We start from the raw sequence: 14,093 nt of genomic DNA, 5'->3' as shown, positions 1-14,093 counted from the left end.
CCCACCGGGGGTGCCGGGCTCCGTGCCGGATTCCGTGCCCGGGCGAGCGCGGGTGGTGTGTGGCCTGTCGCGCCCACGCGGCGGAGGCGCCTGTCCACACAGCCCGCGCCCCTAGTGCCGCGACAGGCAACGTTCGCCCCGTCGCGACGCCCGGCACGCACTCTCGCCGCACCGGCCGAAAGCCCAGGTACGTCCAGTACGAGGACTTCCGGCCGGCACGCCGAGAGCACCCACCGGACGCCGCTCCTTGACGGGCAAACGTTGCCCGCCGCGGCACTAGGTAACTGCGGTGGCCGCTCGTAGCATGGGTGCCCATGACTGCGAGCGTGGTGCGCACCCGGTCTGGACAAGGACCCGGCGGGTCATGGGAGTTCGCCCTCGCCGGACCCCATCCGCGGCTGCGGCCCGGGGTTCTGAGCTACCGCGGGATCCGGCTCGCGATGGCCCGGCCGCGGCGCCGGCTCGAGACGCCGATAGGAGCCTCGACGCTGCTGCTGGGGTTCGAGCAGCCCGTGCGGATCTCGCGGGCGGGGCAGACTTCGGACACGCTGGTGTCCGTGTACTGCGGGCCCACGACCACGCCCGCCGTCGGGGAGCACGGCGGTCGGTTTTCGGGCATCGAGGTGCTCATGGCGCCCTGGGCCGCGTTCACCCTCTTCGATACGCCCCAGCACGAGCTCGTCAATCGCACCGTCGACCCCGACGACCTGCCGCACTCCCTGGGCCGCCCCCTGGGTGAACTCGCCGCCGCGCTGGCCGCGTTGCCCTGCTGGGCGGACCGGTTCGCGCTGCTCGACGACGCCCTCACCCGCTGGCGGGACGCCGGTACGCCCGGTTCGGAACGGGTGGCGTGGGCCTGGTCGTCACTGGTGCGGACGGGCGGCGCGATACCGGTGCCCCGGCTGGCCGAGGAGGTCGGCTGGGGTGTACGGCACCTGGAGAACCGTTTCCGGGAGCAGATCGGACTCGGCCCCAAGGCGGCGGCCCGGGTGCTGCGGCTGCAACGCGCCCGTCGGCTGCTGGCCGAAGGACTGGGCGTGGCGGAGACAGCGGCGCTCTGCGGCTTCTACGACCAGGCGCACCTCAGCGGCGAGTTCAAGGCGATGACGGGCTGTACGCCGAGGGAGTTCACGCAGGCCAGGCGTCTTTCGGGGCAGACGCCCCCGGCGGCGGACCGGCTGAACGGGGAGGCGACGAGCCTGGTCCTGCCGCCCCGCCCCGACGATTGGTCCGGACCGGGTGCGCATTTTTCCAAGACCGGGCGTGTTGGCTGAATACAGGCTGAGGGTCTGCCAGTTGATCCGGCGAATTCCGGTCGGTCCAGGTGCTCCGGTGGTTCCAGCTCCGGTCACACCGGCCGTCTGGGCCGATCCGGTCGTCCGGGGGGATGGCGGGGAGCGGGAACGGGTCGGGCCTGTCGCAGCGGGCCCGGCCCGCCTCCTGTGGGCGCTCCCGGGAGCCGTTGTCAACGCGCCCCTCCCACAGGCCCCGCGTGCGCCTGTGCGTCACTTCTGCCACAAACACCTCCCTTCTGTCACAGATGTCGCGTGTACGCGGGCTTTGTGTCACCAACGGTCAACAGCCGATTCCGGACGGTCACCGCAGGTCGTTCAACGGGGACAGGCTTGGTGATCGCCAGCGCAGCGCCGGGTCCCCCCGGGCGGCCTCCCGGCTGCCGACCCCCGCGCGCGCAGGGAGGTGCAACGCATGACCGACCGAAGGCTCTGGTCCTACAAGGAGATCGCGGCGCACATCAAGGTGCAGCCGGACACCGTACGGTCCTACCGCAAGCACGGACTGCTTCCCCCGCCGGACCGGGTCGAGGGCGGCAAGCCCTTCTGGTACGCCGACACGGTCCGCGCCTGGGTCGCCTCCCGACCGGGCAACCGGGGACGCACCCTGGACTGACCCGGACCCGAGACGAACCGGCTGTGCCCCACGCATGCGTGGGGCACAGCGCCGACAGGCCCGGTGCCGACAGGCCCGGTGCCGACAGGCCCGGTGCCGACAGGCCCGGTGCCGACAGGCCCGGTGCCGACAGGCCCGGTGCCGACAGGCCCGGTGCCGACAGGCCCGGTGCCGACAGGCCCGGTGCCGACAGCGCGGCGTCATGGGTTGTCCGGGGTCAGGACCAGGGGGCGATGACCGTCACTCCCGCGCCCTGTGCGGTGCCCAGGGAGGCCAGGGCGGCCGGGGTCTCGTCCAGGGTGATCGTCGACGTCACCAGCAGGTCGGGGCGCAGCACCCCGGTCCGGACCAGCTCCAGCATCTCCGGGTAGGCGTGCGCGGCCATGCCGTGGCTGCCCAGGATCTCCAGTTCCAGGGCGATGGCGCGGGCCAGCGGGACGGGGGTCGTGCCGTCCGCCGAGGGAAGCAGACCCACCTGGACGTGACGGCCGCGGCGGCGCAGCCCGTTCACCGAGGCGGCGCAGGTGGCGGGCGAGCCGAGCGCGTCCAGGGAGAGGTGGGCGCCTGCGCCGGTCAACTCACGGACCGCCTCCGCCGTGTCCGGCACCCCGGTGGCGTCCACGCATTCCGCCGCGCCGAACCTCCGAGCCAGCTCCAGGGCCCTGGGCGAGACGTCCACCGCCACCACCCGCGCCCCGCTCGCCGCCGCGATCATCACCGCCGAGAGGCCCACGCCTCCGCAGCCGTGCACCGCCACCCATTCCCCCGCCGCGACCCGGCCCTGCCGCACCACCGCCCGGAACGCCGTGGCGAACCGGCAGCCGAGGGAGGCCGCGGTGGCGTACGACAGGTCGTCGGGGAGCGCGACCAGGTTCACGTCGGCGTGGTCCAGGGCCACGTACTGGGCGAAGGAGCCCCAGTGGGTGAAGCCGGGCTGGGTCTGCCGCTCGCAGACCTGGTGGTCGCCGGCGGCGCAGGACGGACAGCTGCCGCAGCCGCACACGAAGGGCACGGTGACCCGGTCGCCCGCCCGCCATCCGGTGACCCGGTCGCCGACCTCCTGTACGACACCGGCGAGTTCATGCCCGGGCACGTGCGGAAGGGTGATGTCCGGGTCGTGCCCCATCCAGCCGTGCCAGTCGCTGCGGCACAGACCGGTGGCCTCGACGCGCACGGTCACTCCGTGCGGGGCGGGTCGGGGGTCGGCCAGCTCACGTACCTCGGCCGGCTCCCCGAACCGCTCGAACACCACTGCCCGCATACCCGCTCCGTTCGTCGTCCAGGGGCGGCGCCCCGGAGATCTCCGCGAAGGCTAGACGGTCCGGGGTCAGCCGGGCGTGCCCACCCTGTCGCGCTTCTCCTCCGCGGTCGGCGCCTCCGCCGCCGGCTCCCCCTCGCTCAGCCCGAACCGCTGGTGGAACCTGCGCAGCGGCGCCGGCGCCCACCAGGTGGCCCTGCCGGTGAGGCGCATGATGGCCGGGACCAGGAGGCTGCGCACCACCATCGCGTCCATGAGGACCGCCAGGGCGATGCCCAGGCCCAGCATCTTGGTGTTGGTGACACGCGAGGTGCCTATCGCGACCATCACCACCGCCAGGATGACCGCCGCCGCGGTGATCAGGCCGCCGGTGCGCCGCAGGCCGAGGGCGACCGCCCCCTCGTGGTCGCCCGTGCGGTCGTACTCCTCCTTGATGCGGGAGAGCAGGAACACGCCGTAGTCCATCGAGAGCCCGAAGGCCACGCAGAACATCAGGACGGGAAGGGTGGTCTCTATCGATCCGGGGCTGGTGAAGCCGAGGAGGCCGGAGAGGTGGCCGTCCTGGAAGACCCAGACCACCGCGCCGAACATCGCCGTCAGGCTGAGGGCGTTGAGCAGCACCGCCTGGAGCGGGATCAGCACGCTGCCGGTCAGCAGGAAGACCAGGAGCAGGGTGACGATCGCTATGAAGGCCGCCGCCCAGGGGAGTTGCGCGCCGATCGCGTGCTTGGAGTCGACCAGGACGGCGGCCGTGCCGGTCACCTCGGTGTCGAAGGGTGCTGCTGTGGCACGCAGGTCGCCCACCAGCTGCTGGGCGGCCTCGTCGACGGCCTCGCCCTTGGGCAGCACGGTGAAGTACGCCGAGTCGCCGTTCACCAGCGGGCCGTCCACCCGGGCCACTTCCGGCAGCGCCGCCACGCGCTCCTTGTAGGCGGCGTACTGGGCCCGGGTCGCGCTGCCCTCGGCGAGGACCTCGAGGCCACCGCCGGGGCTGCCCGGGAAGCCGTCCCTGATGTGCTGCTGCACGACATGGGACTCGGCCGAGGAGGGCAGCTGGCGGTCGTCCGCCGTGCCGAACCTCACGCCGAGGAAAGGCAGCCCGAGGAGGACGAGGACGGCCGTGGTGCCGAGGGCGAAGAACGGGGCACGGCGCATGACGAGCTTCGCCGTGCGGCCCCAAACCCTGCCGCCCTCCTCGCCGGACACCGCCGCGGGCCGGCCCCGGCGGAACAGGCGCCGCAGGTCGAGGGAGTTGACCCGGTCGCCCAGCAGCACCAGCGCCGCGGGGAGCAGGATCAGGGCGGCCGCTGCGGCCAGCAGGACCACGGCCATGCCGGCGTAGGCGAAGGAGCGCAGGAAGTACTGAGGGAAGAGGAGCATCGCCGCCAGGGACACCGCGACCGTGAGCGCGGAGAACAGCACCGTGCGGCCGGCCGTGCGCAGGGTGGTGCTGATGGCCGTCGACGGATCGGCGCCGGCGGCCAGTTCCTCGCGGAAGCGGCGGACGATGAACAGGGCGTAGTCGATGGCGAGGCCGAGGCCGAGGGCCGTGGTGAGGTTCATCGCGAAGATGGAGACGTCGGTGAACCGCGTGAGGCCGCTGAGGACCGCGTTGGTGCCGAGGATCGCGACGATGCCGATGCCGAGCGGCAGCAGGGCGGCGACGGCGCTGCCGAAGACCATCACCAGCAGGACCAGCGTGATCGGCAGGGCGATCACCTCGGCGCGGGTGAGGTCCTCCTGGATGATGGTCTGCATCTCGTGCCGCACGGCGACACCGCCGCCGATCGTCACCTCCACCGGCCCGTGGGTGCCGCGCAGGGCGGGGGCGATGCGGTCGAGGGTCTCGGCCATCGTCTTCTCGTCGCCCGTGATGCGGGCGGCTATCAGCGCCTCGTGGCCGTCCTTGGCGCGCAGGGCGGAACCCGCCCCCTTCGCGGCCGCCTGCCAGTAGGAGCCGACGCCCACGACGCCCTTCTCGGCGGCCAGACGTGCGGTGAGCCGGTTCGCCTCGGCGGCCACCGCCGGGTCGTCCACCGAGGCGTCGCCCGCGTCGAGCAGGAGGAGGAAGTTGGGCTGGGAGCCGGGGAACTCGCGCTCCAGGGCCTTGGTCGCGTACGTGGACTGCGCGCCGGGATCCTCCCAGCCGCCGCTGCCCAGCCGCTCGGCGACCCCGCTGCCGGCCAGCACCGCGAGCACGGTGAGCACCAGAGCCGCGAGCAGCGACAGCGCGGGCCGGGCGGTGACGAGGCGGGTCCAGCCTCCGGAACGGAGTGGGCCGTTGACTTCGGTCATCGTGCGGTGTCCCCTTCACCCTGCAAGCAGTCGTGAAAACCGTAAAATGGCAAACACGAGACAGCGCTCGCGTTTCTGATCTCCAGAATGCGAGCGACCACTCGTGTTTGTCAATCGTGTTCGGGAAAGCTGGGGACAACGCGTGGCCGAGAGCCAGGAGAAGGAACAGCCGCGTCGCCGTCAGGCTCGCGGCGAGCGGCGCATCGCGCAGCTGCTCGAGGCCGCGGCGAGCGTCTTCTGCACGACGGGCTACACCGCGGCCAGCACCAACGCCATCGCCCGCGAGGCGGGCGTCTCACCCGGCACGCTCTACCAGTTCTTCCCGAACAAGGAAGCGATCGCGATCGAGCTGGGCGACCGTCTCATGCACGAGATGCGTGACACCTACGGCGAGGCGCTCGCGCCGGTCGACCCCGCGACCCCGCTGGAGGAGGCCGTCGGCGCGGCCGTGGACCGGTTCATCGCCTTCAACTGCGACCACCCGGTCTTCTTCGCCCTGATGCACGGCCCCGACATCCCCGGCCGCATCGCCGAGGAACACGACGCGCTGCACGCCACGCTGCTCGCCCGCGTCGAGGGGCTGCTCTCCTCACTCCTGCCGGACGCGGCCCCCGCCGACCTCGCCCGCACCGCGCACATGTGCCTGGGGCTGTACAAGGCGGGCCTGGAGCTGGTCCTGGGTCACGAGGGCACCGAGCGCGACGCGTACGTGCGCGAGCTGAAACACGTACTGATCCGCTATCTGGAGCCGCTGGTCGGCGACCGGCTGGGACCCCTGGCGGACAGCGACGCCAGGGCCGCGACGGCTCCGTAGCGCCCGCCCGACGGCCCCGTAGCGCCCGGCTCCGTAGCGCCCGCCCGACGGCCCCATAGCGCCCGGCTCCGTAGCGCCCGCCCGACGGCCCCATAGGGCTTCCCCGTCCGCCCCCGTCCGGCGCCCGCCGGGGGCGGGACCGCCGTGCGGGGTACCCGTCGCCCCGGCCGGCCGCCCGCGCCCTGCGCCGGCGCACCGGGGGCGGCTCGGCGCTCCTCGGCGGCGCGCGGCGAGGGTCCCCGCAGCCCGCGTGGAGCACGTCCGCGCACGTCCGTCCACGCGGCGGGTCCGATCCTTGGATTCATACCCCCTAGGGGTATAGTGTGGGTTGACGGGAGACCTCTCACGGCCCCGTCCGCCCCACCCGCCTCCACGAGGAGAACGACATGACCGCTCGAACCGACACCCCGGGCTCCGTCACCACCGTCTACAAGGTGAGCGGCATGAGCTGTGGTCACTGCGAGGGCGCCGTCTCCGGCGAACTCTCCGGACTCGACGGAGTCACCTCGGTGAAGGCCGTCGCCTCGACCGGTGAGGTCACGGTCGTCTCCGCCGCCGCGCTCGACGAGGAGGCCGTACGGGCCGCCGTCGACGAGGCCGGCTTCGAGCTGGTCGGCCAGGGCTGAGGCACCGCCGCCCGACATCACTGCGCTCCACCCCTCCTCCACCCACCGGGCCGTATCGACCAGCTGATACTGGTTCCGTACGGCCCGGTCCGCTTCCTGGAGTACGGACATGACCAGCACCAGCACGGCAACGCCGATAGCCGCACCGCCCGCGCCGACCGCCGAGGTCGAGCTGCTCATCGGCGGGATGACCTGCGCCTCCTGCGCGGCCCGCGTCGAGAAGAAGCTCAACCGCATGGACGGGGTCAGCGCGACCGTCAACTACGCGACGGAGAAGGCCAAGGTCAGCTATCCGGCCGGGACCGAGGTCGCCGACCTGATCGCGACCGTCGTGAAGACCGGGTACACCGCCGAGGAGCCCGTGCCGGTCCCGGAGCCGGTACGGGAGGACCGGTCCCAGGACCCCGAACCGGCGGCCCTGCGTCACCGGCTCCTGGTCTCCGTACTGCTCGCCGCGCCCGTGGTGCTGCTCGCGATGGTGCCCTCGTTCCAGTTCGACAACTGGCAGTGGCTCTCGCTGACGCTCGCCGCGCCCGTGGTGGTCTGGGGTGGCGGCCCGCTGCACAAGGCCGCCTGGACCAACCTGCGGCACGGCGCGGCCACCATGGACACCCTGGTGTCCGTCGGCACACTGGCCGCGCTCGGCTGGTCGCTGTGGGCGCTGTTCTTCGGGGACGCGGGCATGCCCGGCATGCGGCATCCCTTCGAACTGACCGTCTCCCGCACGGACGGCGCGTCCACGATCTATCTGGAGGTCGCCGCAGGCGTCACCGCCTTCATCCTGCTCGGCCGCTACCTGGAGGCCCGCTCCAAGCGGCGCGCCGGTGCGGCGCTGCGGGCCCTCATGGAACTGGGCGCGAAGGACGTGGCCGTGCTGCGGGAGGGCAGGGAGGTGCGGATCCCGGTCGACCGGCTGGCGGTCGGGGACCACTTCGTCGTGCGGCCCGGGGAGAAGGTGGCCACCGACGGGACGGTCGTGGAGGGCACGTCCGCCGTGGACGCCTCGATGCTGACCGGCGAGTCGGCGCCGGTGGACGTCGGGCCCGGCGACGCCGTCACGGGCGCCACGGTGAACGCCGCCGGCCGGCTGGTCGTCGAGGCCACCCGGATCGGCACGGACACCCGGCTCGCGCGTATGGCGCAGCTGGTCGAGGCCGCGCAGACCGGCAAGGCCGAGGTGCAGCGGCTCGCCGACCGGATCTCCGGGATCTTCGTGCCGGTGGTGCTGCTGATCGCGCTCGCCACCTTCGGCGGCTGGCTCCTCGCGACGGGGGACACGGTCGCCGCGTTCACCGCGGCCGTCGCGGTCCTGATCATCGCCTGCCCGTGCGCGCTCGGCCTCGCCACGCCCACCGCGCTGATGGTCGGCACCGGGCGCGGCGCCCAGCTCGGCATCCTCATCAAGGGGCCCGAGGTGCTGGAGTCCACCCGCCGCGTCGACACCGTCGTGCTCGACAAGACCGGGACCGTCACCACCGGCCGGATGACCCTCCAGGGCGTGTACGTCGCCGACGGCACCGACGAGCGGCAGCTGCTGCGGCTCGCCGGGGCCCTGGAGCACGCGTCGGAGCACCCGGTCGCCCGGGCGGTGGCGGCGGGCGCCGAGGAACGCGTCGGGGAGCTGCCGGCCGCCGAGCGGTTCGAGAACGTGCCCGGGCGGGGCGTGCGCGGCCGGGTGGAGGGCCGCGAGGTGGCCGTGGGACGCCTCTTCGAAACCGTTCCGGACGAGGTGGCGCGCGCCAGGGCCGAGGCCGAGGGGAACGGCCGTACGGCCGTCGTCGTCGGGTGGGACGGTGTGGCGCGCGGGGTGCTCGCGGTCGCCGACGCGGTCAAGGAGACCAGTGCCGAGGCGGTGCGGGAGCTGCGCGCGCTGGGCCTCACACCGGTGCTGCTGACCGGGGACAACCAGGCGGTGGCGGCGGCGGTCGCGGCGGAGGTCGGGATCGACCGGGTGATCGCCGAGGTGCTGCCCGAGGACAAGGTCGACGTCGTACGGCGGCTCCAGGACGACGGGCGGGTCGTCGCCATGGTCGGGGACGGTGTCAACGACGCGGCCGCACTGGCCACCGCCGACCTGGGGCTGGCCATGGGGACGGGCACGGACGCGGCGATCGAGGCGAGCGACCTGACGCTGGTGCGGGGGGATCTGCGGGTGGCCGCCGACGCCATCCGGCTGTCCCGGCGGACCCTGGCGACGATCAAGGGCAATCTGGTGTGGGCGTTCGGCTACAACGTGGCCGCGCTGCCGCTGGCCGCCGCCGGACTGCTGAACCCGATGATCGCGGGGGCGGCGATGGCGTTCTCGTCGGTGTTCGTCGTGACGAACAGCCTGCGGCTGCGCGCCTTCAAGTGAGACCGCCGACGGCCTGACAGCGCCGTCCGTCGCCGCCGCCCGGCACGACGGCCCCGCACGGCGGCCCGGTGCACCCCCGGGCCGCCGCCCGGATCGTCGCCGGCGTCGCCGTCCGGGACCAAGGCGTGAGACCGGCGCGTGAGACCCCCGAACAAGTGACCGGCGAGTAGGACCGTCCCGATCAGGAAGACCCCTGGAGTCCTGCGCGAGCCTCACATAAGCTCTCCACAAGGCTCTCGCATCATCCTCACGCTTGGGCCCCGATCGCCGTATCCGGTCTCTTGCGCATCTAACGGACATATGCAAGAGACACAGATCACAGTGATGCGAACGTAACCATCGAAGGGTCTCGAAGGTCTAAGTTGACGATGTCAGGAAGCGTCTTGGGGGGCGTGACCTGACATCTGGGGATGTCTTGGGGGACTTCCTCAGAGATGCGTTGCCGGGGCACGTACACCGGGAAGCTTTGAGCGGCCCTCCCAGCGTGCGCTGTCCCGGCAGATCGCACACAGCGGTGGCAGGACGAGTTCTGCTCGTTCTGCTCAACCGTAGGCACAACAACCGCAGATGGTTACGAACAGCGAATTCAGGCGCTGTCCTCTGAACGCCCGGCCGGATCCCGTGGGGGGAATCCGCACCGGGACATGGGAAGGCGCCCTGGTCGTCGGCCCGTGGGGGGACCGGCGCCGGGGCGCCTTCCGTATGCCCGCGCACGGGCGCCCGCGAGAAGGGCCGAACACGCGACTGCCCGGGACGCGGGTCCCGGGCAGTCGGACATCATGCGAAGGGGCGTCCGTTGACGCGGCCCACCGCCGGAGGCGTCAGCGCTCCTCGACGGGGACGAAGTCACGCTCGACGACGCCCGTGTAGATCTGGCGCGGGCGGCCGATGCGGGAGCCGGGCTCCTTGATCATCTCGTGCCACTGGGCGATCCAGCCCGGGAGACGGCCGAGGGCGAACAGGACCGTGAACATCTCGGTCGGGAAGCCCATGGCCCGGTAGATCAGGCCGGTGTAGAAGTCGACGTTCGGGTAGAGGTTGCGCGAGACGAAGTAGTCGTCGGAGAGCGCGTGCTCCTCCAGCTTCAGGGCGATGTCCAGCAGCTCGTCGGACTTGCCGAGGGCCGAGAGGACGTCGTGCGCGGCAGCCTTGATGATCTTCGCGCGCGGGTCGAAGGACTTGTACACCCGGTGGCCGAAGCCCATCAGGCGGACGCCGTCCTCCTTGTTCTTCACCTTGCGGATGAAGGAGTCGACATCGCCGCCGTTGGCCTGGATGCCCTCGAGCATCTCCAGCACGGACTGGTTGGCGCCGCCGTGCAGCGGGCCCCACAGCGCGGAGATGCCGGCCGAGATCGACGCGAACATGTTGGCCTGCGACGAGCCGACCAGGCGGACCGTGGACGTCGAGCAGTTCTGCTCGTGGTCCGCGTGCAGGATCAGCAGCTTGTCGAGCGCGGAGACGACGACCGGGTCGAGCTCGTACTCCTGCGCCGGCACGGAGAACGTCATGCGCAGGAAGTTCTCGACGTAGCCGAGGTCGTTGCGCGGGTAGACGAACGGGTGGCCGATCGACTTCTTGTACGCGTACGCCGCGATCGTCGGGAGCTTGGCGAGCAGCCGGATCGTCGAGAGGTTGCGCTGCTTCTCGTCGAAGGGGTTGTGGCTGTCCTGGTAGAACGTGGAGAGCGCGGAGACGACCGACGACAGCATGGCCATCGGGTGGGCGTCACGCGGGAAGCCGCGGTAGAAGTTCTTGACGTCCTCGTGCAGCAGCGTGTGCTGGGTGATGTCGCTCTTGAAGACGGAGAGCTCGTCGACGGTCGGCAGCTCGCCGTTGATCAGCAGGTAGGCGACCTCGAGGAAGGTCGACCGCTCGGCCAGCTGCTCGATCGGGTAGCCGCGGTACCGCAGGATGCCCTGTTCGCCGTCGAGGTAGGTGATGGCGGATTTATAGGCGGCCGTGTTGCCGTAGCCGCTGTCCAGGGTCACCAGACCGGTCTGCGCGCGGAGCTTCCCGATGTCGAAGCCCTTGTCGCCGACGGTGCTGTCGATCACCGGGTAGGTGTATTCGCCGTCGCCGAACCGCAGTACTACAGCGTTGTTGGTGTGCTCGCTCACGTCATCCCTCACCGACGTTGTGCCTCTTCTTCGAGGTTGCCCTGACTGTCTTCTACCATCCCCCATTTGGCGCACGAGAGTGCACTCGGGGTCGACCATTGGGCTTATCGGCGGCACTCAGTGCCGCCAACCAGCTCATCCTGCCGCCTTGTTCACAGTTGCGGAAGTGCTCTGTGACCTTCGTGACTCATTTGATCGATCATTTTGTCCGACAACCCGGAAAGTGTGCGGTCCCGGAGCGGTCAGCGGCCCGTCAGCCGGAAGTCCAGGGCCGTACAGCGGCGGCCCGCCGAGACCGTGCGCACCGCCTGGCCGATCGCCTTGCGGGAACCGACGAGGACGACCAGCTTCTTGGCGCGGGTCACGGCCGTGTACAGGAGGTTCCGCTGAAGCATCATCCATGCTCCCGTGGTGACGGGGATCACCACAGCGGGATATTCACTTCCCTGTGAACGGTGGATGGTCACCGCGTACGCGTGGGCGAGTTCGTCCAGTTCGTCGAACTCGTACGGAACCTCCTCGTCCTCGTCGGTCAGCACCGTGAGGCGCTGGTCGACCGGATCGAGCGAGGTCACGACGCCCACGGTGCCGTTGAAGACACCGTTCTTCCCCTTGTCGTAATTGTTGCGGATCTGGGTGACCTTGTCGCCGACGCGGAACACCCGGCCGCCGAAGCGCTTCTCCGGCACGTCGGGCCGGCCGGGGGTGACGGCCTGCTGGAGCAGGCCGTTGAGGGCGCCGGCGCCGGCCGGGCCGCGGTGCATGGGCGCCAGCACCTGCACGTCCCGGCGCGGGTCCAGGCCGAACTTCGCCGGGATGCGCCGGGCGGCCACGTCCACCGTGAGGCGGCCGGCCTCCTCCGTGTCGTCCTCGACGAACAGGAAGAAGTCCCTCATGCCGTCGGTGACCGGGTGCTGTCCGGCGTTGATCCGGTGCGCGTTGGTCACCACACCGGACTGCTGGGCCTGGCGGAACACGCGCGTGAGGCGCACGGCGGGCACCGGGCCGCCGTCGGCGAGCAGGTCGCGCAGCACCTCGCCCGCGCCGACGCTGGGCAACTGGTCGACATCCCCCACGAAGAGCAGGTGCGCGCCCGGGGGCACGGCCTTGACCAGCTTGTTGGCGAGAAGCAGGTCCAGCATCGACGCCTCGTCGACCACCACCAGGTCGGCGTCCAGCGGGCGGTCCCGGTCGTAGGCGGCGTCGCCGCCGGGCTTGAGCTCCAGCAGACGGTGGACGGTGGAGGCCTCGGCGCCGGTCAGCTCGGCCAGACGCTTGGCGGCACGGCCGGTGGGGGCCGCCAGCACGACCTTGGCCTTCCGTGCGCGGGCCAGTTCCACGATCGAGCGGACGGTGAAGGACTTGCCGCAGCCGGGGCCGCCGGTGAGCACCGCGACCTTCTCGGTCAGCGCGAGCCGGACGGCGGCCTCCTGCTCGGGCGCGAGTTCGGCCTGTGTACGGGACTTCAGCCAGGCGAGCGCCTTGTCCCAGGCCACGTCGCGGAAGACCGGCATCCGGTCCTTGTCGGTGCGCAGCAGGCGCAACAGCTGGGCGGAGAGGGAGAGTTCGGCCCGGTGGAAGGGGACCAGGTAGACGGCCGTGACGGGCTCCCCGCCGTCGGACGCCGGGACCTTCTCGCGTACGACTCCCGGGTCCTCGCCCTCCTGCGGGGGCGTGGCGAGCTCGGCGAGGCACTCGATGACGAGGCCGGTGTCGACCTGGAGCAGCTTCACGGCGTCGGCGATCAGCCGCTCCTCGGGGAGGTAGCAGTGGCCCTGGTCGGTGGCCTGGGACAGCGCGTACTGCAAGCCGGCCTTGACCCGCTCGGGGCTGTCGTGCGGGATGCCGACGGACTGGGCGATCTTGTCGGCGGTGAGGAAGCCGATGCCCCAGACGTCGGAGGCGAGCCGGTAGGGCTGGTTCCTCACCACGGAGATGGAGGCGTCGCCGTACTTCTTGTAGATGCGCACCGCGATGGAGGTGGACACCTCGACGGTCTGGAGGAAGAGCATGACCTCCTTGATCGCCTTCTGCTCCTCCCAGGCGTCGGCGATCTTCTTCGTGCGTTTCGGGCCGAGGCCGGGGACCTCGACGAGCCGCTTCGGCTCCTCCTCGATGATCTTCAGGGTGTCCATGCCGAAGTGCTGGGTGATGCGGTCGGCGAAGACCGGGCCGATGCCCTTGACGAGGCCGGAACCCAGGTAGCGGCGGATGCCCTGGATGGTGGCGGGCAGCACGGTCGTGTAGTTCTCGACGGTGAACTGCTTGCCGTACTGCGGGTGGGAGCCCCAGCGGCCCTCCATCCGCAGGGACTCGCCGACCTGGGCGCCGAGCAGCGCGCCGACGACCGTGAGGAGGTCGCCGCCGCCCCTGCCGGTGTCGACGCGGGCGACCGTGTAGCCGTTCTCCTCGTTCGCGTACGTGATGCGTTCGAGCACGCCTTCCAGCGTGGCAAGTCGCCGTTCTCCCGCCTGGGCGGCCCCCGCCTGATCGGTCATGGTCCGACGTTACCGCCCGCCACCGACAGTCCTCGGGGTGATCACCGGACGGGGGCGGCCACCGTCGGAGAAGGCCCGCGCGGTTCATCACGATCCGGTCTCGGGATGCGGTTGAGGGCTTGATTAATCCTCGTGTAATCGATTCCAATCCTTGGTACACGCCGATGTAATCGATTCCATGACATCGGGCGTTCATGAACCGAATCCACAAGGAGGTGGGG

The 14,093-nt window shown here is 71.3% G+C and carries 9 protein-coding genes; 5 read left to right on the top strand and 4 right to left on the bottom strand.

Annotated elements, in window-relative coordinates; translation table 11 throughout:
* The first annotated feature begins 314 nt into the window (after nt 1-314).
* Both OHS71_RS26075 and OHS71_RS26070 read left to right on the top strand, forming a co-directional pair.
* Nucleotides 315-1,274, top strand: coding sequence for a helix-turn-helix domain-containing protein (locus OHS71_RS26075; RefSeq protein WP_328481753.1), 960 nt, complete (start codon nt 315-317; stop codon nt 1,272-1,274).
* Between the two features lie 433 nt (nt 1,275-1,707).
* Nucleotides 1,708-1,908: a helix-turn-helix transcriptional regulator gene (locus OHS71_RS26070; protein WP_328481752.1), complete on the top strand. Its 201-nt coding sequence runs from the start codon at nt 1,708-1,710 to the stop codon at nt 1,906-1,908.
* Between the two features lie 217 nt (nt 1,909-2,125).
* Here OHS71_RS26070 and OHS71_RS26065 read toward each other — a convergent pair whose 3' ends face one another.
* Nucleotides 2,126-3,169 carry a zinc-dependent alcohol dehydrogenase family protein gene (locus OHS71_RS26065; RefSeq protein ID WP_328481751.1) on the bottom strand — a complete coding sequence of 348 codons (1,044 nt, stop codon included), beginning with the start codon at nt 3,167-3,169 and terminating at the stop codon, nt 2,126-2,128.
* 66 nt (nt 3,170-3,235) lie between these two features.
* Entirely contained in the window at nt 3,236-5,461 is a 2,226-nt protein-coding gene (locus tag OHS71_RS26060; RefSeq protein ID WP_328481750.1) for an MMPL family transporter, read from the bottom strand.
* Between the two features lie 142 nt (nt 5,462-5,603).
* On the opposite strand from OHS71_RS26060, the gene OHS71_RS26055 reads away from it, so the two are divergent.
* The 3 genes from OHS71_RS26055 to OHS71_RS26045 all read left to right on the top strand — a co-directional run bounded on the left by OHS71_RS26055 (nt 5,604) and on the right by OHS71_RS26045 (nt 9,254).
* Entirely contained in the window at nt 5,604-6,275 is a 672-nt protein-coding gene (locus OHS71_RS26055) for a TetR/AcrR family transcriptional regulator (RefSeq protein ID WP_328481749.1), read from the top strand.
* Nucleotides 6,276-6,661: 386 nt separating this feature from the next.
* On the top strand, nt 6,662-6,901 hold the full coding sequence (locus OHS71_RS26050; protein ID WP_328481748.1) for a heavy-metal-associated domain-containing protein: 240 nt from the start codon (nt 6,662-6,664) through the stop codon (nt 6,899-6,901).
* 109 nt (nt 6,902-7,010) lie between these two features.
* Nucleotides 7,011-9,254: a heavy metal translocating P-type ATPase gene (locus OHS71_RS26045; RefSeq protein ID WP_328481747.1), complete on the top strand. Its 2,244-nt coding sequence runs from the start codon at nt 7,011-7,013 to the stop codon at nt 9,252-9,254.
* 821 nt (nt 9,255-10,075) lie between these two features.
* Here the strand turns inward: OHS71_RS26045 and OHS71_RS26040 are convergent.
* Together OHS71_RS26040 and recD2 are read right to left on the bottom strand one after the other, a co-directional pair.
* Complete coding sequence (locus OHS71_RS26040) at nt 10,076-11,374, bottom strand: citrate synthase (protein WP_020131734.1); 1,299 nt, start codon at nt 11,372-11,374, stop codon at nt 10,076-10,078.
* 242 nt (nt 11,375-11,616) lie between these two features.
* On the bottom strand, nt 11,617-13,872 hold the full coding sequence (gene recD2, locus OHS71_RS26035) for an SF1B family DNA helicase RecD2 (protein WP_328481746.1): 2,256 nt from the start codon (nt 13,870-13,872) through the stop codon (nt 11,617-11,619).
* Nucleotides 13,873-14,093: the final 221 nt, after the last annotated feature.

The organism is Streptomyces sp. NBC_00377 (genome assembly GCF_036075115.1).
Taxonomy (GTDB): domain Bacteria; phylum Actinomycetota; class Actinomycetes; order Streptomycetales; family Streptomycetaceae; genus Streptomyces.
The sequence above is the reverse complement of the archived record's forward strand: the minus strand, read 5'-3'. Positions and strand labels throughout refer to the sequence as shown.

Bases quoted from the DNA above. Each gene is read 5' to 3' on its own strand.
- OHS71_RS26070 (WP_328481752.1), top strand. From the start codon at position 1,708: ATGACCGACCGAAGGCTCTGGTCCTACAAGGAGATCGCGGCGCACATC.
- OHS71_RS26060 (WP_328481750.1), bottom strand. From the start codon at position 5,461: ATGACCGAAGTCAACGGCCCACTCCGTTCCGGAGGCTGGACCCGCCTC.
- OHS71_RS26065 (WP_328481751.1), bottom strand. From the start codon at position 3,169: ATGCGGGCAGTGGTGTTCGAGCGGTTCGGGGAGCCGGCCGAGGTACGT.
- OHS71_RS26050 (WP_328481748.1), top strand. From the start codon at position 6,662: ATGACCGCTCGAACCGACACCCCGGGCTCCGTCACCACCGTCTACAAG.
- OHS71_RS26045 (WP_328481747.1), top strand. From the start codon at position 7,011: ATGACCAGCACCAGCACGGCAACGCCGATAGCCGCACCGCCCGCGCCG.
- OHS71_RS26075 (WP_328481753.1), top strand. From the start codon at position 315: ATGACTGCGAGCGTGGTGCGCACCCGGTCTGGACAAGGACCCGGCGGG.
- recD2 (WP_328481746.1), bottom strand. From the start codon at position 13,872: ATGACCGATCAGGCGGGGGCCGCCCAGGCGGGAGAACGGCGACTTGCC.